The organism is Treponema primitia ZAS-1 (genome assembly GCF_000297095.1).
Lineage (GTDB): Bacteria > Spirochaetota > Spirochaetia > Treponematales > Breznakiellaceae > Termitinema > Termitinema primitia_A.
In genome coordinates this window covers 1-26197 of the sequence record NZ_AEEA01000015.1, presented here as the reverse complement: position 1 = coordinate 26197, position 26197 = coordinate 1, and the positions used below count along the sequence as shown (strand labels likewise).

The following is a 26197-nucleotide window of genomic DNA, read 5'->3' as shown; positions in this document are numbered from 1 at the left end:
TTTAACAAAATTACAGAAAATTCTATAAATTTTGCTTCCCGGCACTAATTTCTTTATTACCGGGTCGACCAATCTTTAACACCCTACCACCGTTACATCTCCGTTTTTGAACCACTTGGTAGTCTGCGGCCTGTTCCCACACTTCGGAATTAGTCTGCCAAAAGCCCAAATAGGACAATCAGCGGTTTGGGCGCGACCAATTCAGACCATCTTATCAAGGTGGTTCGCATCAGGCTTTCAATATTCGTTTCTTCAACCCTCTGTATCCATTCAATGCCTTTATCGCGTAAACACCGCTAAACTTTCGATATGCGCGGTCTGGGGATAAAAATCGTAGCCCGTGAGACTATCCAGCCGGTAGCCTCCGGCCAATAATTCCCCGCTGTCCCGGGCCAGGGTGGCGGGATCGCAGGACACATAGGCCAGAACCGGGGGGCCCTTTTGGGCCAGGGCCCGGCGCAGGGCAGGGGAGAGACCCTGGCGGGGCGGGTCGGCTACCATAAAGCCGTACCGGGTATCCATACTACAGCCCTGTACCCAGAGATCCCCGGTTTGGGCGAAGAGCCGGGTTTCCATACCCCGGGTGTTTTCCCGGGCCAGGACTATGGCTTCCGGGTTCTCCTCTACCAGATCCGCGCGGGGAAATTGTTTCCCCAGAAAGGCCGCGAAGGTTCCCACCCCGCAGTACAGATCCGCCATGGGGAGCCCCGTATCCGCTTCCGCAGCAATACTGAGCAGGTCGTCGATGAGCCTTTCCAGCATGGCGCCGTTGCTCTGGAAAAACACCCCTGCGTCCATGCGGATCTCCTTACCACGCAGTATTACGGTGCCCCGGCGCTGGGTTTTACCCCGGATACTCCCCTCGCTTACCAGGGTATTGCCTCGGGAATAGAGGGTAAACCGGTCCTGGCCGGAGGGCGGCTGGGCGGAAGCTTCCCGGAGAACCGCCCGGAGTTCCGGATCGGAGACGGGGCAGTCCGTAATGGGGATGATTGCATCGCTTTTGCGGGCCTTGAAGCCCAAGGCGTTTCCCCCTTTACGATTGGGAATACGGTGCAGTTGTATACGGTTCCGGTATTCCCAGGGAGGGGAGGGGATAAGGGGTATCTCATTGGGCAGGGGGATACCGCCTAGGCGGGTAAAGGCATCCCGGAGTATAAGCGTTTTTTCCGCAAGCTGAGTTTCGTAGTTTAGGTGCTGGAGGGAACAGCCGCCGCATATCCCGTAGAGGGGGCAGGCCGGTTCAGCCCGGAGGGGGGAGGCTGTGGACAGTTCCACCAGTTCGGCCCGGGCCCAGTGGCGGTTTTCCAGGGTAATCCGGCCGGTCACGGTATCCCCCGGAGCGCTGAGGTCCATAAAAATTCGTTTGCCCTGAAAACTCAGGATACCCGCGCCGCCTGAGGCAATATGCTCCACCGGGGCGGTAAAGATTTCACCGACTGCCATTGAGGGGATATTATACCGCTATTGTCAGGATTATAATATAGGGATTATACTCAGAGCATATGGTTGAAGAATGGGTAACAAGCGATGACGGCGCCCGCCTTTTTCTTAGGCGCTGGGTGCCCCAGGGACCGGCCCGGGCGGTATTGCTTATCGTTCATGGAATGGCGGAACATTCCCTCCGGTATGAGCCCCTGGCTTTGCGGTTAGCCGGAGCGGGTTTTGAGGTATGGGCGGCGGATGCCCGGGGACACGGCATGACCGCCGATAGGACGGTGAACGATCCCGGCAATGGAGGCCTCCTGGGGCATTGTGCGGATAGGAACGGTTTTTTCCGGGTAGTTGCGGATATCAATATCCTGGTTGATGCCGTTAAGGAAGCCCACCCCAAGCTCCCCCTGTATATCCTGGGTCATTCATGGGGTTCCTTTCTAACCCAAGCCTATATCGAAGCCCACGGTGACCGTCTGGCCGGGTGCCTGCTTTCGGGAACCCGGGGGCCCGATGGCCTGAAAATCACCCTTGGGGCGCCCCTGATGGGCCTTATCGCCATGCTCCGGGGGAGCCGCCGGCCTTCCCGTCTGTCCGTGGCCCTGGCGGATGGCGCCTATAATAAGCCTTTTCGCCCTAATCGGACTCCCTATGATTGGCTTTCCCGGGATGACAAACAGAACGACGCCTTTGCGGTGGATCCCCTCTGCGGAAACACCTGTTCCTCCGGGTTCTACCGGGACCTGATCCAGGCGCTTGGGGCGATACACCGGCCCCAAGCCATGGAACGTATCCCCCGGACCCTGCCTATATACATTTTTAGCGGCAGCGCCGATCCCGTGGGGGATATGGGGAAAAGCCCCACCGCCCTGATCAACGCCTACCGGTCCATGGGTATCCACGACTTGGAATTTGTCCTCTACCCCGATGCCCGGCATGAACTCTTAAACGAAACCAACCGGGAAGAAGTGATGGGCAATATCCTCCGCTGGCTTACCCCCCGTCTGCCGCAATAGACGAGACTAGGCAGCCCATAGACAGGGGCGTGTTTTTTTTGTATACCTATGATCATCATTTTGTGTCTGCATCTTTAGTGTATCATTCCTTATTCTGTTAACTAAGCGAGGCTCCCTTGCGCATCCGATATGGGGCGGAAAAGAACGGCAAACCCGTTAAAAAAGCGATTGTTTATACACAAAACGAACACGGCATCAGTTTTTCTGATGTGGACAGTGATGCGGTGTATATCATCGAGCGGCTGCGGGCCAATGGTTTTGAGACCTACATAGTCGGCGGCGCGGTTCGGGACCTCATGCTGAGGAAAAAGCCTAAGGATTTTGACATCGTAAGCGAAGCCAGCCCCACCAGGATCAAGAAGATATTCCGGAACGCCCGGGTTATAGGCCGCCGTTTCAGGCTGGTCCATGTGTACTTTGGTCCGAAAATTTTTGAAGTTTCCACCTTCCGTTCCCTCAAGGACGGTTCCACCAGCAATACCTTCGGGACCATAGAGGAGGATGTGCTTCGCCGGGATTTTTCCATAAATGCCCTTTTTTATGATCCCGGTAAACAGGTGGTGGTGGACTATGTGGGGGGCATGAAGGATATCCGGAATAAGCTGATACGCCCCATCATCCCCCTGTCCTTTATCTTTAAGGATGATCCGGTGCGGATGATCCGGGCGGTCAAGTACGCCGCCACTACGGGATTTAAAATCCCCCTTACCCTGAGATGGAAAATAAAAAAACAAGCTTCCCTGCTCGCTCCGGTATCCCCCTCACGGCTTACGGAGGAGATCTTCAAGATCATCCATTCCCCCTGTGCCGCAGAGATAACAGAAAGCCTTGAATACTTCGGCCTCTACCGGTACCTCCAGCCCAATGCCTCGCGCCAGATGAAGGAAAGCGAAAAATTCCGGTCCCGGTATCTGAAGGGTCTGGGTGAATTGAGCCGGAACGGAAACCCGAAACCCGGAGAAACTCTGGCAGCCCTGATTCGGGATTATCTGGTTGATTTTATTGACTGGGACGCCGAGGGACTGACGGAAAACTACAAGATCGCCTTCATGGCCGCCCGGCAGTTCGTCCTTCCCATGAACCCTCCCCGGATGGAACTGGACCATGCGGTACGGCTTATTTTTGCTGAGCATGGCCAGAACGTAAAGAAGGTCCGCTTTTTTGACCGGGGCAAACCCCAAGTTCAGGATCGTGAACCCCTGGCCGCCCCCGATTTCCCGGGTCCCGGCATACTTCCCCCGCATCCTTCCGTTACATCCCCTGCCGGAGAAGGGGGCGCTAAAAAACGCCGCCGCCGCAGACACAAGCCGCACAGTAATCCTGCTGCGCCAAAAACAGAATAGATATTAGTTTCCCCTTCGGAAATGTCCGTAGACGGCCATGAGCTGGGTCAGGCTGTAATCAATATCCGAAAGGCATTGTTCCACCGGGACGCGGTCGAACATCCGTTTGGTGTTAAAATAGATAATATCTTCAATTTTATTCCAGGGTATGGTAAGAAAATTCTTCTTAGATCCCGCCACCCGTTTCCGGGCATACTTAAAATTATCCAGGGTTATCTGCATCCAGGGGTACAGCTTTAAAAGTTCGTTGTTCTCGTAGGGGTACACCGAAGTTGACTGGCCGTCCAGGATGGTAAGGTAGTAGTTCAGATCCTTGCGGTAGAGCCACTTAAAAAATTGCAGGGCAATGTCCTTCTTTTTTGAAAAGATGTTGAGTCCCAAATTCCAGCCCACCGCAATAGAGGTTCTGCGGGGAACGAAGGTAAACCCCAGCTTCCCGTAGATCTGCTGATTGATGGCGTTCATTATCTGCGACGCATATGAAGTATAGGTTACCAGCATGGCGGTCTTACCGGTTGAAAAATCCTCCAGGGTATTGTTGATGCTGGTCTCCAAAATTGGACGGGAGGTACAGGGCTGTAATTCAATAAGATTTTTAAAGGCCCTTCGGTTATTTTCTGTATTAAAACAGGGGAGGGTCTTATTGCTGAACATGGTTCCGTTAAAACCCCAGATACGGTTGTAAATTTCCGGGCAGAATTCTTCGGCTATAATTCCCGGACAGCTGGTCCCGTATTCCACCGGCGAGTTTGGATTGTGTTCCCGGGTAAAGAAGGAAGCCACGGCGTTGAATTCTGCCCAGGTCCGTGGGGGCTGCAGCTTGTACCCATGCTTGGTGTAGAAATCCTTTCCTATCAGGGGGTCCTCAAAGAGGTCGTTCCGGTAGAACAGTATCTGTGCGCCACCGATAAAGGGAACGCTGTAATACCGGTTCTGGTACAGGGAATCCTTAAGGTTTTCCCGGAGTATGGAATTGAAAAAATTCCGGTCCTCGGTAATAAAATCGGTCAGGTCCTCAAGAAAATTATTCTGCACCAGAAAATTGAGCCAGGGCATATCGAACATGTATACATCAAACCGGGGATCCTTTGATAGGGCATCTTCTATAATCCGTTCGGGTAGTCTGCTCTGGCTTTCGGTTTCTATGTTCAGAGCTATGCCGTAATCGTTGCGGAATTTTCTCGACAGTATCTTTACCGCCTGGGTAAAGGGGCTGTCCTCCATGAGCAGGGAAAGTTCCTGTATATCTCCCTTTTCTACCGGTTCTTCCTGGGGCTGAAAGGGAGGAATGCTGAGGCCGGTTTTAATACAATTATCATCCAGCAGAATGGATTCATGGGGGAGCTCTTCGTTTATGTGCCGCAGGAGCAGGGACGCCCCGGCTGCTCCAAGTTTGAAGGCGGGCCGGGAAGTTCCCAGGGCGGACCGGTATTGGGTATCCATCCAGGTTTCTTCGGAAAAGGCGATGATAATACTCCCCTCCAGTGATAATCCCAAAACCTTGGCGCTTTCCTGTATCCCCTGGGCAATATTCCCCGACGTGGCGATGATCGCCTCCGGTTTCGGGTTATCGTACAATTTAACAAGGGCAACCCGGAAAGCGTCCTCCTTTGACATATTGGTGTAGTTTATGTGATCCTCCGCCCGGACTTTCTTTTTCTGGCAGAATTCCCGGAAGGCCCCGACACAATCGCTTTCGCTGCTCATCCCCGGGGACCCGCAATAGAGGGATATGTCCCGGTAGCCCTGGGAATAGAGCTGTTCCGTAAGGTAGCTCATGGTCTTTTTATTGGTAATCCCCACAAAGTTGATGTCCGGATTCAGGGGCCGCCGCTCGATAAAAACCACCGGGATGCGGTGGGAAAGGAGCTTTTCAAAATACTGGGTATCGTTGGACATACAGCTGATAAGGATGATCCCGGCGAAATTCCGGGAGACAAAGTCGTTGAGAATTTCGATCTCCACCTTGGGCTGGTTATTGGAAAAGCCGATATTTACCGAAAAATTATTCCCCTGGATTACCGATGTTATGCCCTTGAAAATCTCACTGTGGTAGGTGTCGTCAATACTGGTCAGGAGTACCCCGATGTCCCGGCTGGTATGCATCCTGAGTTTCCGGGCGCTTTCGTTGGGCACATAGTTCAGCTTTTCTATGGCCTCCATGATCCGTATCCGGGCTTTGTGGGAAACGTTTTTTTTGCCGCTCAGGGCACAGGATACGGTGGCAATACTGACCCCTGCCTGTTTCGCCACATCCTTTATGGTTACCATGTTGATCCTCAATCTAAACGTTTAGATTATTTTTTTCATTTAATCAAGTATTTTATTGACGGATCTGTAAAACCAATAATACACTAATTTTTATGGAAACTCGTGTGGAGTATGCTCTGGAGATGAAGCATGTGTCAAAGTCCTTTCCCGGCACTTTGGCGGTGGATGATGTTAGTTTCAGCGTCAAACCAGGCGAAGTACATGCGCTGGTGGGGGAAAATGGGGCCGGAAAGTCCACCCTGATGAAGATCATGGCGGGCTCCTTTGCAGATTATACGGGGGAAATATGTATCGGAGGCCGGTCGGTAGCGCTGCATTCCCCTGCGGCAGCTAAGGGAAATGGCATAAGCATGATCTACCAGGAGCTCAGTCTGGCGCGGCCCATTTCCATTGCGGAAAACCTGCTTGCCGGGCGGCTTCCCAGGATCAAGGGAACCCCCTTGGTGGACTGGAAGGCGGTTGAGCGGGAATCGATTGAGCTTTTGGCCCGGGTTGGGCTTGAGCACCTTGATATCCACATGGCCATAGCCGACATCAGCCAGTGCGAGGCTCAACTGGTGGAAATAGCTAAGGTACTGGGGGGAAACCCCTCGGTGCTGGTGATGGATGAACCAACCTCCGCGCTTTCAAGCACCGAGGTAAAGCGGTTGTTTGACATAATCCGCCAGCTCAAGTCCCAGGGAATCGCCATCGCCTACATATCCCACCATTTGCAGGAAATATTTGAGATCGCGGATCGAATTACCGTGATGCGGGACGGAAAACATATCAAAACCTGCGAAGTGGGTGAAGCCACCAGTGAGGGAATCATAGAATTGATGGTAGGCCGGTCCATTGAAAAATTTTATTCCAAGCGGGATGTGAAAATAGGCAAAGAGCTTTTCCGGCTGGATAGGGTAAGCCGCTACGGTTTCTTCCATGATATAAACCTAAAGGTGCACGAGGGGGAGATTCTCGGAGTCTGCGGTTTGGCAGGGGCAGGGCGCACTGAGCTTGCCCGGTCAATTATCGGCATCGATCCTCTGGATGCGGGGGACATTTATCTGAACGGAGAGCCCACCCGTATACGGAGCATGGGAGACGCCATAGAGAAGGGTATAGGGTACCTCACGGAAAGCCGTAAAACAGACGGACTGGCGCTCTCTTTGACCGTGGGGGAAAACAGTCTGGCCGGCATTATTCAGCGCTTATCAAAAGGCCTGTTCTATAGCAGCGGGGGGCACAAGGCGGTGGTGACCGATCTTATCGACAAGCTGTCGATATATCCGGCAAAGTCGACTTTGCCGGTGCGGAACCTTTCGGGGGGTAACCAGCAGAAGGTGCTCCTGGCAAAGTGGCTCGCCGCCGCCCCCCGGGTGATCTTCCTCGACGAGCCGACCCGGGGCGTGGACATCGGCGCCAAAGAGATTATTCACGACGCGATTTCCGGCCTTGCCGCCAAGGGCAACGCAGTGGTGCTGTTCACCTCGGACTTGCCCGAGATGGTCGGGCTCTGTGACCGCGTACTGGTCATGCGGCAGGGGCACATGGTCGGCGAAATCGATAAGGCTCATTTGAGTGAAGTTTCGTTACTGCTTGCAGCAAACGGCGAGGGGGAATTCGTTCATGCCTGAAGCAAAATTTTTACAAAAAGTCCCGGAAGACAGCCGAAACATCAACTACAATCCTGTAATGGTATTTGTGAACCGTATCGGAATTTTCGCGGTGATTGCGGTGCTGCTGATAATCGGGGGCATCGTCGCACCGGGGAAATACTTTACCGTAGGGAATATCCGCGCCACCGTACAGGCAATTTCGCTTTTGGGAATGGTTTCGGTGGGGATGAGCTTCGTCACCTACTCGGCCAACTACGCTGATATGTCCGCGCCCATGACCATCGCGTTTGCCGGTATGATTACTGTTGCGAGCCTTGGGGCAGGCTTCTGGCCGGCGGTTTTTATCGGCATCCTTTCGGGCTCGGCGCTGGGGGTATTCAACGGCTTTATGGTGGGGAAATTCCGCGCAAATCCTATTATCTGGACCATGGCGTTTAATTTTGTGATGAGCGGCATTGTGCGCTGGATTTGGAGCGGCCAACAGATTTACCCGGACATGATTGCCAAAAACAACCTCGCCGCGGTGGATACCTTCAATTCGATCTCCCGCTCCTCATTTGCGGGTGTTCCCATCATGGTCATCGTGATGGTGCTTATGTTTATCCTGGGGCACATCATTCTCACCCATACGAAATTCGGCAACCAGCTCAAAGTGGTTGGCTCAAATTATGAGGTGGCGCGGCTTTCGGGCATCAACGTGGTGCGCTCAATTATCCTGGTATACGTGATTAACGCCGTCTGCTGCGGTATCGCGGGGATATTCCTCGCGTCAATCGCCAAAACCGGCGCGTATTACAACGGTGACGGATACGACTTCCGCGCGGTTACCAGTGTGCTCCTGGGCGGCATGACCCTTGCCGGAGGACGGGGTACCATGTACGGCGTCTTTGGCGGTGTGGTTACCATCGGTATGCTCAGTAACATCATGAACCTTATCGGGATTTCCACGTTTAACCAATGGTTGGTGCAGGGAATCGTTTTTCTGTTCATCGTTTGGCTTAACACCAATTCTTCCCGCAAATTGGGGAGGGACTAAATGAACCAAAAATCCGCCCTGGGCAAAACCATAAACGACAACCGTTTCTACCTGCTGATCCTTTTGATGTTCATACTCGGTATTTTCGCGCGGAACTTTTTCTCCGGTTTTAACATGAAGGCCATTTTTGACAGTACCGTGCTTTACTCGCTTTTGGGCCTGGGCTTTACCATGTGTATGATTGCCGGGCACATGGACCTCTCGATTGGCGCCATGGCGAATATGTCGGCGGTGCTTACCATGGGAATGCACACCCTGAGCGGGCATGGCTGGTTTTTCTCGATAACCGTGGCCTTAATCGCCGGCATTGTTGTGGGATTCATCAACGGCATCCTCGTCACAAAGGGTAAAATCCACAGTTTTATTACGACCCTGGGAATGCAGTTTGTACTGCGCGGCAGTATGTATATTTATTGCCGGGGAGCCGAAATCGGGGATGCTGGTGATTTTGCCTTTGCGGACAAGCTCAATGCGCGTATCGGGTTCTTGCCGCTTTCGCCCAAGGTGGTGATTGTGGTGCTATTCGTTGTTATTGTGGCGCTTTTGATGAAAAACACCCGCTGGGGCCGTAATATTTACCTTATCGGCGGTAACGCAGAGGCCGCCTGGCTGGCGGGTGTCAAAAGTAATGCCGTAACCATCTCAATTTTCGTGATTTCAGGATTCGCCTGTGCGGTAGCGGGTGCGCTTTTCGCCATCTGCCAAAGCTCCGCTGTGCCAAACATGGGCGAAAGAGGGGTTTCACCGCTTCTCGTGGCGCTGGCCGCGACAATCATCGGCGGCACCGCTACTGTCGGCGGGAAGGGCAGTGTCTGGAACACCTATGCTTCAGTGTACGCCCTCATGGTGATGTCCAATGTGCTCACTTCTCTTTCGGGTAAATACGAAGTGCAGATATTGGCCAACGGGCTGGTGCTGGCGGCCTGCGTTGTATTTGAAACGATCAACATGTATATCCGCTCAAAGCGGATTGGACAGCGCTCCCACCTTGTGGAAGAACTGCGCGGGTAACTGCGTTGCAAGTAGCGGGTAACTGCGTTGAAATAGCGCGGAAAGGCGCTTGCTTAGCTATGCCATGGGGTATTGCCGTTTGTGCAGCGCCCTTTAGCATATAAAATTATTTCTATGGAGGAAAAGTATGAAAAAACGTGTATTTTTGGCAGCGCTTATTGCGTTGGTGGTCAGCGGGTCCCTGGTTTTTGCAGCCGGTGGACAGCAGAGCGGCGGCGGGGCAACGGCTGCGGATAATCTGCAGAAGTCCCAGGCGATTGACGCATCGGTTGTGCGCGGTAGCGATGGGCAATTACTCATGCCAACCCTGACGCCCAAACAGGTTCCACCGCGCCCGGCGGATCCGAGCAAACTCCCGGAAAGTGATCCCGGACATTGGTATGATCAGGAGTACGCGGGCTGGAACGCCGGTGCAAAAATAAACCCGGCCAAGTCGCCAAAGAACGGCAGTATCGGGAAGTACGTGATCATTATCATGAATGGTGACCATCCCTACACCGTGGCGTATAGTAACGGTGCGAAAAAAGCTGCCGAGACATTCGGTATGAAAGTTGATGTTTGGTCGCCCAACTATGACGTAAACATTCAGAACCAGTTGGTTGACCAGGCGATTAATGCCCGGCCTGACGCCATTGGATTGGTTTCACTCAACGCTGAAGCGGCTGTGCAGCAGTACCGCAAAATTAACCAGTCCGGTATTCCGGTGTTTGGCACCAACATGCTTGGTACCGCCGAATCCATTCGTTATGCGGTCACCTGGACCGGCCCGGATGATTGGGCTCAGATGCGCAAAGTTTCCCGGGCCTTAGCCGATGCGATGGGCAAAAAGGGCGGCATTGCTTATCTGACCCACACCCCCGGTGGTTCACCCTATTTTGCCCGTATGTGGGGTCCCCGCACCGAGCTGTTGCAGTACGCCCCTGACATCAAAACCCTGGACTTCCAGAGCCCCGGTTTTGATGCCGCCGCCTGTAAGCAGGTTGTAGCTGACTGGATTACCCGCTTCGGGAAGGATTTGAACGCGATTTTCGTTGCCGACGATTCCGCTCAGGCGCAGGGCGCCATTGATGCGATTAAGGAAGCCGGCCGTACGGACATTCTGATTGCCGGCGCTGGAAACTCCAAAATCGGTATGGACGCGATCATAGCGGGTAACGTACTGGCCATCTCCGCACAGAGCGCGGAAGGTGACGGCGCCGCCCCGGTCAAAGCCATGGCCGACTGGTTCAACGGCAAGGAAATGCCCGAGATTCTGTATATTGCCAACGACGTTATCACCAAAACTAACGTGCAGAATTTCCAGCCGCCCCAGTGGTAAGCAGCGGGCAAAACTAATTCTACAATTGCGGCAATTAGCCTTTGGCTGGTTGCCGCAATTGTAGCGGAAGGTAGGTACAAGATGAAACGCTATGGTTCGGTAATTGGCGTCCGGCCGGAAAAACTGGCGGAGTATAAAAAACTCCACGCGGCGGTGTGGCCTGGGGTACTAAAAACTATCTCAGAATGTAACATCAAAAATTACTCTATTTATTATCGTGACGGACTTTTGTTCAGTTACTTTGAATATTATGGAACTGACTACGAAGCGGATATGGCGAAAATGGCCGCGGATCCCATGACCCAAAAGTGGTGGGATGTGTGTAAGCCCTGCCAAAAACCCCTGGACACCCGTGCGGAAGGTGAGTGGTGGGCGGACGCCGAAGAATTTTTCCATCTGGATTAAAAGATTCCGGCATATATTTGGGGTTTCCCCCTTGTATATTTTAATGAAAAGATAAAGATAAGGATAAGGAGAAAGAAAATGGCAAAAAACAAAACTGTACTGATCCTTGGTTTAGCGCTGACTATACTCGTTATGGGTCAATCGCTTTGGGCTGGTGGACAGTCCAATTCATCAAAAACAACCACTATTGGTCGTGTTGTGTTTGATATGTCTCACCCCTATCAGCAGGCGGACAATGCTTGTTCGGAAGCACTGGCCAAATCACTCAATGTAAACTACATTTACATTGACGGTAAGTCCGACGCGGAAGCCCAGGCTAACGGCGTAACCGACTTGATTTCCAGGCGAGTGAGCGGTATTATCGTACAGCCTCTGGATGGCGCAGCAATACAGCCTTCAATTGACGAAGCCATACAGGCCAAGATACCAATTGTTACGTTTTACCAGCAGCCGGTGAAGAAAAATGTGCCCACCGTTATGATAGATGAAGCCAGTTCATCCAAGGCCTTAGGCGCCCTGGCAGCGAAGAAATGGCAGGAATGGTATCCTAACAAACCGATCAAAATCGCTATCATCGATCAGCCCGATGTTGCTTTTGTTATTGAGAACCGCTCTGATGCATTTATCGCCGGTGTAAAATCCGTTGTTCCGAACGCAGAAGTTGTGGCCCGGATTGACGGCAAGGGACGCCGGGATACTTCTATGGCCGCCGGCGATGACCTCTTGCAGTCCCATCCTGAAGCCAATGTTATTTTCGGTATTAACGACGATTCTTCTCTGGGTTGTCTGGCGGCTTATGAGGCAGGCGGCAGGGGCAAAGCGGTTAACGGTATTCCTCAAACAGAATTGATTGCGGGCTGCGGTGGAACCGAGTCCGAAATGCTTAAGGTTTTCGATCCCGCGTCGGCCTTAAAGATGACCATGGCGTTGTCTGCCCGGGCTAACGGCGAAGCTTTGGTTGATACTGTTATGAAGATTATCAACGGGCAGATTCCCCGGGAAGGTGAAACGATTATCACCACCCAGAATAAGATAATTGATTTTTACAACATGAGCATTGATGACGGACAAAAATTCCTTACCGATGAATTTAAATCCACCATCAATCTGAGAAAAGAGATCGGCGTAAGATAAACATGTTTTTATAAACTGCGCCGTATGGATATACTTTGGTAAACGAGTGAATACATGCGGCGTGGTGAATGCTTTCTTGAAGGGATATGTAATGGGAGAAACAGTTCTGGAAATTCTTGATGTAACAAAGTCATTTCCCGGGATTATGGCCCTAAAGGGGGTGTCTTTTTCCATAAAGACGAATACGGTCCATTGTATTGTCGGGGAAAACGGCGCCGGAAAATCTACTCTGATTAAAATTTTAGCCGGTGCAGAAAGATATACCGGTGGCCGTCTCCTGTTAAAAGGAAAAGAATATTGTCCTGCAACAATTCGGGAAGCCATGGAATGCGGAGTTTCCGTTTTGTTTCAGGAGCTAAATGTCATAGAGCAGCTTACGGTTGAAGAAAATATGACCCTGGGTAACGAAAAAAATACCCTTGGTATTCTACGTAAAAGTGATGAAACTAAAAATCTCAAAGAGATATTACATAGAATTGATCCTGATATAGCGATGAATAGTTATGTTTCCGCTTTGAGTGTCGGTGAAAAGCAGATTCTGCAGATAGCCAAGGCTATCGCACTGAATGCCGAGATACTTATTCTGGATGAACCTACCGCTGCGCTTTCTGAAGATGAAACGCGTAGGCTTTTTGATGTGGTGGAGACCCTGAAAAAGCAGGGAATCACCCTTATTTATATTTCCCACAAACTTGAAGAAATTTTTAAGGTAGGAGATTTTGTAACAGTTTTACTGGACGGTCATGTGATAAAAACCGCAGCTATCTCGGATCTAAACCAGGAAGAACTGGTTAAGCTTATGCTGGGCAAAGTGGTCTCCGAGAAATATATCAATAGTGATATTGACATGAACCATGTAATTATGAGCGCCAGGGGAATTACCAATCATCTGCTGAAGGACGTGTCCTTTGATCTGCATCAGGGGGAGATATTCGGATTTTACGGTTTGTTAGGGGCCGGAAAAACAGAAATGGCACGGGCAATTGCAGGGATTGATACCTACAGTGGTGAAATCGAAATGTTTGGCAAAAATGGAAGATTTTCCAGCCCACGGGAAGCCTATAAGAACGGCATATGCATTGTTCCCGAAGAACGGCGTACCCAGGGCCTTGTGTCCAGCCTTTCCATCCGGGAGAATATCACCCTTACAAACGCGAAAAAGATAAGCTCCTTTGGCATCCGGTCAGTAGCGCGGGAAAAACAGATTGCGAATGGGTATATTAAAAAGCTGAATATTGCCTGCCGGAATGAGGAACAGGGCGCTGCATTTTTAAGCGGAGGGAATCAGCAAAAGGTTGTTTTTGCCAAATGCCTTAACGCAGATATAAAGATCATGCTCCTGGATGAACCCACGAGGGGAGTGGATATGGGCGCTAAAGAGGAGATTCATAATATTGTTCGTGATTTGGTAAAGACCGGTAACGCGGTTATAGTCTTTTCATCCGAATTGCTTGAGGTCCTCAATTTGTGTGATAGGATTGCCGTGCTTTTTGATGGCGCATTAAAAGCAGTCATAAGAAACGAAGGGGAAAAAACCAACGCAGAAAAAATTATGCACCTGGCTTTAGGAGGCGTTTCGGCATGATAGTAAACAAACTTAGGCTAAATAAAAATGCATTGCAAAGCCTAATAACCCTTGGTATTTTACTAATTATTATAGTGGTTCTTTCCTTTTTGAGCAGAGAATTTCTCACTTATACAAACATTAACAATGTACTGCAGCAGACAACGCCGGTTATTATAACCGGCGTGGCCGCAACCTTACTCATGATTTCCGGCGGCATAGATCTTTCAGTGGGCAGCGTGGTCGCTCTGAGCGGGGTTGTTATGGCCAAGGCGACCCAGACCGGAATACCCATGGTGGCGGCGATTTTTTGCGGCATATTTGTCGGTCTTTTAATCGGCCTTATGAATGGGGGGTTTGTTGACCGTTTACATATTCCTCCGGTTATTGTTACCATGGGTTCTATGTATATCGCCCGGGCTTTGGCGTTAATATTCAGCAATGGAAAAGCCATTAATGCGGGGCTGCCAAAAAACTATACGGCCCTGGGCCGGGGTATGTTTGGAGTCCTTTCCGTTCCGGTTCTGTTGACCATAGCGCTGCTTTTGCTGTTTATTTTTCTTGAGAAAAAGACCCTGCTGGGGAAATATTCCTTTGCCATAGGCGGCAATAAAATAGCGGCAATTTATTCCGGTATCGGTGTGCATGGGCTGGTGGTTATTTATTATGTGTTAACCGGACTCCTGGCAGGGTTCGCAGGGTGTATATTGGGATCGCGTTTGGGCGTAGGTTCCCCGAATGTCGGACAGGGGTTTGAGTTTGACGTTGTTGTTGCGGTAGTTCTTGGCGGCACCAGCATGTCAGGCGGGGAGGGTTCTGTTATTGGCACCTTCATTGGCGCCCTGATAATCGGTTTTTTGGGGAATGGGTTAAATTTATTGGGAGTGCCAAGTTTTTATCAGGGTTTGCTTAAGGGCTTTATCCTGGTACTTGCGGTAATTCTTGATAGTTCAGTCCGGAACCGACTTGCTAATGTGAAAGCAAGTTAATATAAACTGAAAAAGCAGAAAAATTGGAGGATGATTTACTATGAAAAAGATATTGCCTGTAAAATTGAGTATTAAAAGTTTTGAGCTCTATGGTGAAGTAATCGGCACGCACAATAACAAGCCTGATATGCGAACCGATACCTTTGATTATTGGCATAATGAGATAGATTTGAGTAACTTTACCGTTAAAACTACCTGCGGCTGGCTGGATCTAAAGCATAAGGGCTTTACCATTACGAATTTACAACGGCTGCCGAAATCCGACGAGGCATACTTGGCTACGGATTCTAATATCAGTTTTATTCCCGTTGCGCCCAATGATCCGGAAACAAACCTGCCGGATTATAAGAAATTCAAGGTGTTCACCATAGAGAAGGGCATGGGGGTTATTGTAAAAAAGGATATTTGGCATTGGGCGCCTTTTCCCCTGTCGCAGCTCTGTACATTTGTACTATTAGTGCGGAGTAACTGCTTTATTGAAGATAAAAAGCCCTTGGCCACTAACCCGAAAAATGTGTTTGTCATAGACTGTGAGCCCTATGAAATAGGTATTAAGCCCGGGAAGTAAGCGGTTTTGTAATACGGAGGAAAACATGTCAACTAACAAACAGGCTAAAGAAGCGCGGCTTAGGGCAGCGTTGTCCAACAGGGAAGGGGACCGGGTGCCGCTCTCTGATTTTTTCTGGACCGGTTTTTTGCAGAAAGCCCGGGAACAGTGGGGCGCCGGCCTTGATATATACCGTAAGTTTGACCTGGACTATATCGTGATAAATCCGAACATGGATCCTATTATACAGGATTTTGAGGTTCTGGAAGAAACGGCGGATCTTGTCAGGCTGCGCACCGGATTCGGCGCCACGATCCTGCGAAAAAGTTCTGCACCCATGCCAGCTTTTGAAAGTTTTTCTGTCAAGACCCCCAAGGACATGGAAAAATATGTCTTTGAAGATCCAAAGGACAGGCGGCGGCTTTACCGAACCGGGGATGATCAGTTAAACGGGGTAGGGGATGCCATCAACCGTAACACCCCTTCCTGGAATGATAGGGTAGACGCCTATTGCGAAGATTTTCCTGTTTTCGGTTCTATCAATGAGGGCTACGAAGAACTCTGGCGCTGCATCGGCAGCGAGAATTCCCTTTATTGGATGATGGAAGAGCCCGAACTGTTCGGCGCTTTTGTTAAGCGTGTCGGCGATTTTATGGTGGGCCTTACGGAATATCAAATAGAGGAAAGCAGGGGCAGATTGTCGGGAATGTATATCTGGGGTGATGTGGCATATGTAAACGGAATGCTTTTCAGTCCTGAAATATGGCGGGAACATTTCAAACCTATTGTGAAACGGCTCATTGATGTCTGCCACAAGGCGGGGCTTATGGTTATCTACCATGGCTGCGGCAACGCCAGCAGGATCTATAATGATTATATAGAAATCGGCCTGGACGGATACAACCCGGTGGAATGTAAAGCCCACCTGGACATTGTGGATCTGCAGAAAGACTACGGCGGCAGGCTCTGTTTTGTAGGCAATATTGATGTGCGGGAGCTTGAAAGCGGCGACCGGAACCGTATAAAGCGGGAAATCCTGTATAAGCTGCAAAGCGCGGTGGGAGGCGGCTGGATATGCCAGTCGGATCATTCGGTGTCAAGCGATGTCAGCCCGGATTCATATGCCTACATGACTGAACTGATACGGGACTACGGCAGGTATCCCCTGGACATGGATCGTATCAAAAAGGAAATTGCCGGGTTGGATAAACAGCGAGGATAAACTACACTTTTAAAACGGCGCGTTCCGTTTGACAGGAGGATGGATATGGGATCACGGGAATATGTATTACAGAGTTTAAACCACAAACAGCCGGAAAAGCTGCCCCTGGATTTGGGGGGTACCCCCAGTTCGGGTATTTCCGCAATAGGGTATAACAAACTAAAAAAAGCGCTTGGCATCAATGACCGGAGCTGTAAGATCTACGATGTGGTTCAGCAGGTTGCCCAGCCGGAGTTAAATGTCCTGGACGCTATCCATGGGGATACCCTCTGCCTTGGCAGGGCTTTTAACGATAAACCGGAGGATTGGTACGATGTAACCTTGGCGGACGGCAGTCTGGGCCAATACCCCGTCTGGTTCAAACCGACCAAAGCCGAAAAGGGCGGTTATAATTACTACGACGAAGAGGGGGACTACCTTGCCCGCATGCCCGAGGGCGGTACCTTCTTCGATCAAACCTACTTTCCCTACATCGACGCTTACCCCGCCGATTACAAGGATATTGCCAAGGCCATGAACAAGGTACTCTGGCAAAAATTGGCTCACAGCCCTTGGGACAATGCGGGGATGCCCGATTTCTGGGGTGAACTGCGCCGCCGCGCCTTAAAGCTCCGGGAAAGTTCAGACCGGGCCATTGTTATTACATGCGGATGCAACCTCTTTGAATGGGGAACCTTTTTGCGGAAGATGGATAATTTTCTGGTGGATATATATACCGAAGAGGATGATGTGATCCGGCTCCTGGATGTGCTTATGGAGATTCACCTTCAATCGCTGGAGAAGGTCTGCAATGCCGTTGGCGATATTGTAGATATACTGCGCTTTGGGGACGATCTGGGGATGACCACCGGGATGTTTATGTCCCAGGAAAAGTACCAGACCATCTTTAAGCCCCGGCACACCAAACTCTGCGAATATGTCCATAAGCACAGCACGATGAAAACATTTTTACATTCCTGCGGTTCGATTTACCCGATCATGGGGGATCTGATCGAAGCGGGTTACGATATCATCAACCCCGTGCAGACAACGGCAAAGCAGATGGACCCGGTGGCTCTGAAAAAGGAATTCGGCAAGGATATTGTTTTTTGGGGCGGCGGCTGTAATACCCAGAGTGTTCTGAACCAGGGGACACCCCAGGAAGTCTATGACCATACCCGGAAAATGATAGACATCTTTTTTCAGGACGGCGGTTTTGTTTTCAATACGGTACACAATGTTCTTCCCGATGTACCGGAGGAAAATATGCTGGCATTGTACAGAGCGGTGGGTGAATACAAATAAGTAATCGGGCAGGCGCCGTATAAGGAGCTCAAGAATCCATTGCAACCCGCATGGCGATTTCCGCTTCTTCCGTGAGGCGCCGTGGATCGTTCCGTATGGTGCTGATATCCTTGAAAATGAACTCCACAGGGCAGCGGTACTGCGTACAGATCGATCTGGTCCTTTCCAGATCCTTTTTCACCCGTTCCCCATCGAAAGAATCTTCGGCCAAAAAAGCGGGGTTGGGTTTGTTTGAAACCACATAATCCACGCCGAGCTGTTCCGCGCATAATTCCCGGTTAGCCCAGGGGCTGACCGAGACCTTTCGTAAATGCGGAATACGCTTTACTATTTTCATCTTGAGTTCCAGGGGTTCGCAGCAACCGTAATACACCAGACCGAAACGCTCAAAAAGCGGCAAAAGGTAGTTGAACTCGTACTCTTCAAACATGGCCGGGGATACGGTAATGAGGGGCTGGGCCATGGCGTACATCCAGAGATCCCCTGTTCCCGGATTACGCTGGCCATAACCGCTTGCCGGCAGATCGTCGGTCCATGCGCCGGTGGTATGGATCAGTGCCTGGGGATAGCGGTAAATCAGGTTTTGGGCCTCCAGTTGATCCAGCATGGACATATAGGCTTCAACCATCCGTTTGATAAGGGCATGCATCTTCTCCGGTTCATCAATGAGACCGTAGAGCAAATCGGTTATGCTCATCCACATGGCGATGGGGTCCCAGCACGAAAGGTACGCGTCGTAGCCCCAGCCTTCTTCCCGCAGGGGCAAGATGCCGTCAAAGAGCCATTGGGCTTTTTCCATGCGGCGCTTGGTTTCAGAGGCGTTATGGCTGATTACCGGCATTTGTATTTTTTGCATTACATCGTCAATGGACTTGAACTGATTCTCGTAATGATGACTGACCACATCGTTGGCCCTGTCGGTGGACAGGGTTTGTTCCTGGATTTTCATGCCGAACAGGGCGCCGGGTACGTTGTTCACCGTGGAGGGGGCGCCGTCAATCGCCATTGCCACCCGGATATAATCTTCCACCACCATATCCGCGGGAAAATATTCCCACTGGAAAAGGATTTTGCGGAACCGGTCCTCATATATCCGGCATTCGGGATCCTCGCAGCCCAGGGTAAGCTTGCCCTCGATATTCAGTTCGTTCCAGCAAACCTGATCAAAGCTCACCATGGGGCGCTCCGGTTTAAGCCCGTTGAGCGCGCGCCACAGCCGTTTCTTTTCCTCTTGTATTGGCAGTGCGGCGATCTCCGCAACTTTTTGTGCCAGACAGCGCAAAATCTCCCGATCCTGTTCGAGACTTTTCATTTAAAACTCCCTTTAAATGATTATAAACCAGGAATTCCCGTTTGTACACTGGTGATATTGACATAAATTAATAATTATGGTATACTTTGGCAGCATTTAAGTGGGTTGGAGCGTTAAAGATGGGGCAGGAACAGTTTGGTTTTAAAGGGTTGACTAAAAGGATCACCGGACGGAGTGAGGTTCCAGTTGTTGGGGCAACCCTTTTTTTGGCAATCATTTTTGCCATATCCTCTCCGAACTTTTTAAGCGCCTTCAATATTTTCAATATGTCCCGGACAGCGTCGCATTATATTTTTCTGGCCCTTGCCCAAAGCATGGCCCTCATCGTGGGCGGGATGAATCTGTCAATCGGCTATATCGGCAGTATGTCGGTTGTAACCCTTGGCTTAGCCATGCAGAACAATCTCCCGCCCACTGTTGCGGTTATTTTGGCGATCCTGGTTGGTATTACTGCGGGATTAATAAACGGAACCCTGATAACAAGGCTGCGGCTTAATTCATTTGTGGTTACCCTGTCTACCAGCTTTGTTTTTCAAGGACTTACGGTTGGTATTTCAAAGGGTATGCCCTATAATAAAATTCCTACCACCTATCAGTGGCTTGGACGCGGCAGTTTATTTTCTGTAATACCCTATATGCTTATCCTGGCGCTTATTATTCTTGTTATCACTTTTATTTTTTTTAGACAGACGGTCCTTGGCCGCAGAATTCTGGCTACCGGTGGTAATGAAATTGCGGCCAGAATGTCCGCGGTCAATACGGATCGTACTATTTTAGTTGCAAACTGCCTTTCGGGAATTTCAGCCGCCATCGCTGCGATTGCAGTAGTTTCAAAGGACGGGTCTGCGAATCCCGGTGTTGGCGCCGATTGGATGATCTATTCCTTCGCGGTAGCGGTTATCGGCGGCACATCCTTGAAGGGCGGCATAATCAGTCCCTTTGGCCTCATCGCAAGCGCCTTTCTTATTGTTTTTATTAAGAATGGACTGGTAATGATCAATGCCAATTCTTATTTTGAGCAGGTTTATTTGGGGATCATCCTTTTAGTCTCCGTATCCTTTACCAGTATAGGGGCGCTCTTATCGGAGTACAACAAACGCCGGGCCTATCAAAAGGAAAAGCGGAATAGGGAAGAAACGGTAAAGTAATCAAGCGTTATGTAATGACGTCTGAAATAAATTGTGATGGAGGAATGTATGAAAAAGTTAGGTTTGATTTTTCTTATGATGATGACTGCTTTTGCAGCCTTTGGCGGCGGCAATAAGCAGGCAGGCGGTGGAGAATTTAAGGTGTTATTTTATTTTCCGGCGCCCCATTCGTATTTTAATGATCTTCAAACAGGTTCTACTGCCTGGGTGAAGGACACCGGTAATAAGGTAACCGTTGAATACGGTCCGGAGTTTTCGATAAACACCGAATCTGAAAAAGTTAACGCCCTGGTGGCGGCTAACGGTTTTAACGCCATTACCATATACCCCCTGCCTGGGGTAAACGGCCTTTTTGAAGAATTGACAAAGCGTGGTATCAATATTATTAATATTGGCGCCGATAGCTCAACTTCTAATCCCAAGGGGACCGATACAACCGCCGCTTTCTGTCTTGCAACGGATGTCAGGCAGGCTGCATACGATGCGGCGATCACGGTCATCGATAAGATGGGTGGTAAGGGAACGCTTCTTAATATCCTGGAAGTTTTAACCGATCCTAATACGGTTCTCCGCCAGGAAGGGGTAAAACAGGCCTGTACCGAAAGGGGCATAACCTATAGGGAAACCGCCGGCATCGAAGCGATCGACGCAGCTACCCAGAAGGCGACTGATATTCTTACCGCCAATCCCGATGCTATGGGGGTTGTTTCCACCGGCATGATAGCAACCCAGGGGCTTATCTCTGTATTGGATGGCATGAACCGGCAGATATTTGCAGTTACCATTGATACCGAAGAAGGCACCCTTAATGCAATTAAAAAAGGAACCATCTATGGTACGGTTGCTCAGAATCCCTATGGACAGACCTATCTTTCATTGGAAATTTTAAAGGCTATGCACGACGGAGCAAAGCCGCGCCCGGGCAAGTATTTTATTGACTCCGGCACCGTTATGGTAACCAAGGACAATGTTGATTCCTATGCTAATGATATCAACGCCATGACCCAGAAAATTAAGAATAATTTGTATACCGAATACCTTACAAAGTAAGGGTTTAACCCAATGTTTAAGCCTGAGCCGGCGGTTTTCTCCGGTTCAGGCTTTTTGGTTGAAGTTTTAACAAAACGGAATTTGGAGTTACCTTCGATGCTTGAAGTCAGGAATATAACAAAAATATTTCCCGGGGTGCGCGCGTTGAATGATGTTTCCTTGCAGTTCAAAAGGGGTGAGATCCATGCCCTGATGGGAGAAAATGGGGCTGGTAAATCCACACTCCTCAAGATTATCACCGGAATATACAAGCCCGATGATGGGGGAGTATATATTGACGATGAATTGCTGCGTCTGCGCGGATTTGATGATGCCGTTGCCTACGATATCAACATCGTTAACCAGGAAATACAGCTTATACCTGACGCTACTATTGCTGAAAACATGATACTTGATAGATTAAAAAATTATTCTGACCATGGTGTTTTTGTTAACTGGAATTTAATTAAACAGGAGTCGCAAAAATACCTGGATATGGTGGGATTAAAGCTTTCACCTACCGCAAAGGTGGATAAGCTTACGGCGGCACAAAAGCAGCTTATTCAGATTGCAAAGGCGCTTTCATCCAATTCGAAATACATTTTTTTTGATGAACCCACCAGTTCCCTGACTAAATATGAGGCGGAAACTCTTTTTACCCTTTTACGGGATCTTAAAGCAAAAAATCATAGTATAATCTTTGTATCCCATAAAATTGAGGAAGTAGTAAGTATTTGCGATAAGATATCGGTGCTCCGGGATGGAAAATACATCGGAACCCGGGACTGTAAGGATGTGACCCGCCAGGACATTGTCAAAATGATGATAGGCAGGGAAGAGGAAATTGATGATTTTGGCCAGCTTGATCTGAATGATGAGGTGGTGTTAAAGGTTGAAAATCTTTACCGGCAGGATCTTTTTGAGGGTATCAATTTTGAACTCCACAGAGGGGAAATTCTGGGGTTTTATGGGCTTATAGGCGCGGGCAGAACAGAATTGGCGCGGCTTATTATTGGCGCAGACAGGCTTGATAATGGGAAGATATATGTTAACGGGCAGCTTGCAAAAATAAAGGGTATGCAGGATGCGCTTAATAAATACGGTATTGGCTATGTTTCAGAAAATCGCAAAGAAGAGGGGTTGATATTACCCTTTTCGGTAAAAGAAAATATTACTATTCCCTCTCTTCAATCCCATAGGAGTAAACTGAAATTATTAAATCTGAAAAAAATTGAAAACACCTCCAGGCAGTACGTTGATAGTATGCAGGTCAAGACCCCAAAACTAACAACCAGGGTGGAACAGCTTTCCGGGGGGAATCAGCAAAAGGTTTCTATCGGAAAATGGCTTGCCGCGGGGTGTGATATACTCATCATTGATGAACCGACGGTTGGGGTTGATGTCGGTGCAAAGCGGAATATTCATAATGTGATCTGGGATCTGGCAAAAAAACACGGAAAGTCGATCATCCTTATTTCGTCGGATATGCCGGAAATGATTTCCCTGGCCCGCCGCATTATCGTAATGAAGGATTATAAAATACAGGGGGAGATTCCCCTCAATGACAGAAGCATACCCTATGAAGAGATCAGTTATACCATAGGCAGTATGATTGTCTGATTAGGAAGGAGTGTTTCTGTGGATATAACTAATAAGGGCTTAAATGCGAACAGCGTAGATGATGTTACTTTTCACTACCTTGGTTGCCCCGATTTTAAGAATGGTCGTGAATTTATAGTACCCCTGCATATCACCGCTATTGGTAAAATATTTGAGGATGGGTTGGTTACAACGGCGATACGGATAGAATTTACCGGGGAAATTCAAGCGGGCCTCTTCTTGCCGGCATACTTTCAGGTACCGGGACGTAGGGTTATCCATAGCTATGTAAATAATTCCGGCAATAGGAACGATATTTCTCTCCGGGGTACGTATTTATTTATTGAATTGCTTGTTAATGAGGCCCCTGATTCCAACGAGTTTAAGGAACCAACCGGAATCTATAGGCACAGTTCTGAGGGGGGTGATTTTGGCAATTGGGCAGTTGAATTGCCGATTGTTCTGTCGGTCCGTCAACTTGAAACGGTATTTAATTTTGACGGTAGAAAAATTGCCCCCTTTAATAGGGTAAATGATGATCAGTATATCGAGATTGTGGATGATTTACATCAGGGTACCTATAATGACCCCGGTACGGGCATTGTCATTAATTACAATCTCTATATACCCGGGGGTTACGAAATTAAGTCCGAAGGTCTGAAGGATCTTCCCCTTGTGTTTTTTCTGCATGGCGCCGGTGAATCGGGGTACGATAACCGGGCAACGGTAAGCGCCTACAGGCAGGCGCAGGAATATATAAAAGAGGAGGCGCAAAAAGAAACGCCTTGTTTTTTAATGATCCCCCAGTGTCCGGTTACGGAAGAACGGGGTACTGGAATATTTGAAGAATTTGGGTGGTATACGTATCTGAAGGATACGGAAGGTACAGGTTATACCCATCCTTCAAAAAGTTTGCGGGCCGCTATCAATACTATGATAAATACTGTTATACCTTCCTACAATATCGATACCAACAGGATATATGTGACAGGTCATTCAATGGGAGGCGGTGGCGCCGCCGCAGCTTTAGTAGAACGGCCGGATATATTTGCCGCTGGTTTGTCTTTTGCGTCGGGGGCTAAATTTACCGATGCAACGATCGAAAAGATGCGGGCTAAACCTTTGTTCTTTACCGTAGCTGAGGACGAATCGTATGATTTCATCAAAGAGAATATGATCGCCATGATGGATCAATTAGAACGGTTAGGGGTCATGGTATACCGGAGCACCGGTGAAAATGCATGGGATGCGGCGCTCCGGGGTGGAGCGGCAAAAAAACAGGCCGATGATACCATAACAAGGGCTAAGGCTTTGGGCGCATCTATGATTTACGTTGAATATATCAGAGGTTCCGTCGTACCCGACGGGCACCTTACCCACCGGGCAAGTTTTGCAAACGCCGGTATCCGGCATTGGCTTTTTGCGCAAAAGTTAAAATAGACTAAACCTGTCCTAATCCGGTTGGCAGGGCTTGCTGATCCCTAAGGTTTCAGCCGCTCCAGCACTTTCCCCGCCTTTTCCCCATACCTGTCCGGCGCGGCGGCGGCCGCCTGTTCCAGCCAGCGTCTCCCGTCGGCGTTATGTCCTGCGGAAACTGCATTGAGTCCCAGGGCGTACTGGATCAGTGCGGAATCTGTGACGTTGGCAGCGCCGTTAGCGGAACTGTGTTTCAGGGCGGTGTTGTAAAACTCCTCCGCCTTGGTGAAGTTTTTTTCATTATAGGCCAGGAGACCAAGGTAGTAGTAGGGGGCGGTTTGGTTGGGATGCGCTGAAAGGGCTTTGGTGAAGGATGCCTCGGCGCTTGCATGGTCTCCGGCGGTGTAGGCCCTTTGTCCGGCGTCCATAAGTTCCGCAAAGGTCCTGCGGGAAGCCAGATAAGTATGGTAATCTGAGGTGAGTTTCTCAAAATCAGTCCAGAGCGTCAGCCGTTTTACGGCGGCCCGGGAATTTCTATCCGCCGTGGCGTTTGGGGAAAGGAACAGAAACATCTCCGTAAGGGTTCTGAAATAATCTTCGTTATCGTAATTCAGGAAGAAGGAAGCCAGAGACCAGGCCAGGGGCTTAAAATTTTCTATGGGTCCCCCGGTATATTCTTCCGTATCCGAAAGGAGTATGGCCTCAGGTTCCGCCGCATTGTTCGCCAGGCTTTTTACCATGTTCAACCAGCTAAGATTTTCGTCGTACATCAATTCCTGGGAGGATGTATCAAAATACAGGGTGCTGAAAACAATGGCGAACCCATCCTGCATCCAGGAGGGGGGATTGGCAATAAAAGCCCGAAGGTATTGGATAAAAGCCTGATGGGAAACCATGGCCGCTTCCTCAGCGCTTCCCCGGTGTATCACCAGTTCACGTATATCCTCCCGGTTGTAGTGAAAATACACAGCTCCGGAGGGGAAGACCGGCGTTTCGCCAAGCCGCGGCTGGACATAGTTTTTGTACGCCTCACCATCGCTGATGGACCGGACCTGCAGGGGCCCGCTGACCGTGGCGAGGTCAAAACGGAAGAGCCGGTTATAAAGATCCAGCCGCAGTTCCATTTCCTTTAACAGTAATTCTGCATCCGCCTTATCTCCATCGGAATAAATACGGTAGTTTTTACCCTGGACAAGGATAGCCCCCGGCGTTTGCGGATCCTGCGGGCTTAGGGGTTCAGCCAGAACTGCCGCTGGGGCAGCCGGCGTTACCGAAGCAGGCGTTGGGGTTTGGGCCGGGGCAGCCACAGGTGCAACCGGGGCAGCCGCAGGGGCAGGCGCTGCGGGCGCATTTTGCACCGGAGTTTCCCGCGCATAGGGGTCGACGAAATCCGGCGGCTCCTCAATGACGGCGTCCCAGTCGTAGGTAAATTCATCCTCGTCGGAATCCTGGGCCGGGGCAGCCGCGGGGACCGGCGTTACCGGGGCCGGAGTGGGTGTTGGGGTTCGGGCCGGAGCAGCTGCG

General features: G+C 50.0%; 21 protein-coding genes. 17 read left to right on the top strand and 4 right to left on the bottom strand.

Annotation, left to right across the window (positions count from 1 at the left end):
* Window positions 1-279 precede the first annotated feature (279 nt).
* Window positions 280-1446, bottom strand: a complete 1167-nt coding sequence (locus tag TPRIMZ1_RS0101420) for a class I SAM-dependent RNA methyltransferase (protein ID WP_010253648.1) — start codon at window positions 1444-1446, stop codon at window positions 280-282.
* A 59-nt stretch (window positions 1447-1505) separates the two neighbouring features.
* Here TPRIMZ1_RS0101420 and TPRIMZ1_RS0101415 point away from each other — a divergent pair, with 59 nt between their 5' ends.
* Window positions 1506-2450 (top strand): alpha/beta hydrolase, encoded by a 945-nt coding sequence (locus TPRIMZ1_RS0101415; protein ID WP_010253645.1) that lies wholly within the window; start codon window positions 1506-1508, stop codon window positions 2448-2450.
* Between the two features lie 116 nt (window positions 2451-2566).
* Window positions 2567-3793 (top strand): polynucleotide adenylyltransferase PcnB, encoded by a 1227-nt coding sequence (pcnB, locus tag TPRIMZ1_RS0101410; protein ID WP_010253642.1) that lies wholly within the window; start codon window positions 2567-2569, stop codon window positions 3791-3793.
* 3 nt (window positions 3794-3796) lie between these two features.
* Here the strand turns inward: pcnB and TPRIMZ1_RS0101405 are convergent, their stop codons facing one another.
* Window positions 3797-6064, bottom strand: a complete 2268-nt coding sequence (locus TPRIMZ1_RS0101405; RefSeq protein WP_010253639.1) for an extracellular solute-binding protein — start codon at window positions 6062-6064, stop codon at window positions 3797-3799.
* Between the two features lie 104 nt (window positions 6065-6168).
* Here TPRIMZ1_RS0101405 and TPRIMZ1_RS0101400 point away from each other — a divergent pair, with 104 nt between their 5' ends.
* The 11 genes from TPRIMZ1_RS0101400 (at window position 6169) to TPRIMZ1_RS0101345 (ending at window position 18169) form a co-directional block, all read left to right on the top strand.
* On the top strand, window positions 6169-7677 hold the full coding sequence (locus TPRIMZ1_RS0101400) for a sugar ABC transporter ATP-binding protein (protein ID WP_198429884.1): 1509 nt from the start codon (window positions 6169-6171) through the stop codon (window positions 7675-7677).
* Entirely contained in the window at window positions 7670-8695 is a 1026-nt protein-coding gene (locus tag TPRIMZ1_RS0101395; RefSeq protein WP_010253633.1) for an ABC transporter permease, read from the top strand. Before TPRIMZ1_RS0101400 ends, TPRIMZ1_RS0101395 begins: the two co-directional genes overlap by 8 nt.
* Window positions 8696-9706, top strand: coding sequence for an ABC transporter permease (locus tag TPRIMZ1_RS0101390; RefSeq protein WP_010253631.1), 1011 nt, complete (start codon window positions 8696-8698; stop codon window positions 9704-9706).
* A gap of 127 nt (window positions 9707-9833) precedes the next feature.
* Window positions 9834-11024 (top strand): sugar ABC transporter substrate-binding protein, encoded by a 1191-nt coding sequence (locus TPRIMZ1_RS0101385; protein WP_010253628.1) that lies wholly within the window; start codon window positions 9834-9836, stop codon window positions 11022-11024.
* 81 nt (window positions 11025-11105) lie between these two features.
* Entirely contained in the window at window positions 11106-11429 is a 324-nt protein-coding gene (locus TPRIMZ1_RS0101380; protein ID WP_010253625.1) for an L-rhamnose mutarotase, read from the top strand.
* Between the two features lie 78 nt (window positions 11430-11507).
* Complete coding sequence (locus TPRIMZ1_RS0101370) at window positions 11508-12563, top strand: sugar ABC transporter substrate-binding protein (RefSeq protein ID WP_010253622.1); 1056 nt, start codon at window positions 11508-11510, stop codon at window positions 12561-12563.
* A gap of 91 nt (window positions 12564-12654) precedes the next feature.
* Window positions 12655-14148 carry a sugar ABC transporter ATP-binding protein gene (locus tag TPRIMZ1_RS0101365; protein WP_010253619.1) on the top strand — a complete coding sequence of 498 codons (1494 nt, stop codon included), beginning with the start codon at window positions 12655-12657 and terminating at the stop codon, window positions 14146-14148.
* A gap of 89 nt (window positions 14149-14237) precedes the next feature.
* Complete coding sequence (locus TPRIMZ1_RS18225; RefSeq protein WP_157784163.1) at window positions 14238-15116, top strand: ABC transporter permease; 879 nt, start codon at window positions 14238-14240, stop codon at window positions 15114-15116.
* Between the two features lie 40 nt (window positions 15117-15156).
* Complete coding sequence (locus TPRIMZ1_RS0101355; RefSeq protein WP_010253615.1) at window positions 15157-15684, top strand: ureidoglycolate lyase; 528 nt, start codon at window positions 15157-15159, stop codon at window positions 15682-15684.
* 25 nt (window positions 15685-15709) lie between these two features.
* On the top strand, window positions 15710-16885 hold the full coding sequence (locus TPRIMZ1_RS0101350; protein WP_010253613.1) for a uroporphyrinogen decarboxylase family protein: 1176 nt from the start codon (window positions 15710-15712) through the stop codon (window positions 16883-16885).
* A 45-nt stretch (window positions 16886-16930) separates the two neighbouring features.
* Window positions 16931-18169: a uroporphyrinogen decarboxylase family protein gene (locus TPRIMZ1_RS0101345; protein ID WP_010253611.1), complete on the top strand. Its 1239-nt coding sequence runs from the start codon at window positions 16931-16933 to the stop codon at window positions 18167-18169.
* 28 nt (window positions 18170-18197) lie between these two features.
* Here TPRIMZ1_RS0101345 and TPRIMZ1_RS0101340 read toward each other — a convergent pair whose 3' ends face one another.
* Window positions 18198-19481, bottom strand: a complete 1284-nt coding sequence (locus TPRIMZ1_RS0101340; RefSeq protein ID WP_010253609.1) for a hypothetical protein — start codon at window positions 19479-19481, stop codon at window positions 18198-18200.
* Between the two features lie 206 nt (window positions 19482-19687).
* Here TPRIMZ1_RS0101340 and TPRIMZ1_RS18220 point away from each other — a divergent pair, with 206 nt between their 5' ends.
* Genes TPRIMZ1_RS18220 through TPRIMZ1_RS0101320 form a run of 4 tightly spaced genes read left to right on the top strand, consistent with a single transcriptional unit; the run spans window position 19688 to window position 24697 of the window.
* Window positions 19688-20629: an ABC transporter permease gene (locus TPRIMZ1_RS18220; protein ID WP_198429883.1), complete on the top strand. Its 942-nt coding sequence runs from the start codon at window positions 19688-19690 to the stop codon at window positions 20627-20629.
* A 48-nt stretch (window positions 20630-20677) separates the two neighbouring features.
* Window positions 20678-21679: a sugar ABC transporter substrate-binding protein gene (locus TPRIMZ1_RS0101330; RefSeq protein ID WP_010253604.1), complete on the top strand. Its 1002-nt coding sequence runs from the start codon at window positions 20678-20680 to the stop codon at window positions 21677-21679.
* Window positions 21680-21691: 12 nt separating this feature from the next.
* Window positions 21692-23278 (top strand): sugar ABC transporter ATP-binding protein, encoded by a 1587-nt coding sequence (locus tag TPRIMZ1_RS0101325; RefSeq protein ID WP_010253602.1) that lies wholly within the window; start codon window positions 21692-21694, stop codon window positions 23276-23278.
* A gap of 18 nt (window positions 23279-23296) precedes the next feature.
* Window positions 23297-24697 (top strand): alpha/beta hydrolase-fold protein, encoded by a 1401-nt coding sequence (locus TPRIMZ1_RS0101320; RefSeq protein ID WP_010253599.1) that lies wholly within the window; start codon window positions 23297-23299, stop codon window positions 24695-24697.
* Between the two features lie 41 nt (window positions 24698-24738).
* On the opposite strand, the gene TPRIMZ1_RS20655 is transcribed toward TPRIMZ1_RS0101320, so the two are convergent.
* A partial coding sequence (locus tag TPRIMZ1_RS20655; protein WP_010253597.1) for a tetratricopeptide repeat protein occupies window positions 24739-26197 on the bottom strand: 1459 nt, incomplete at its 5' end.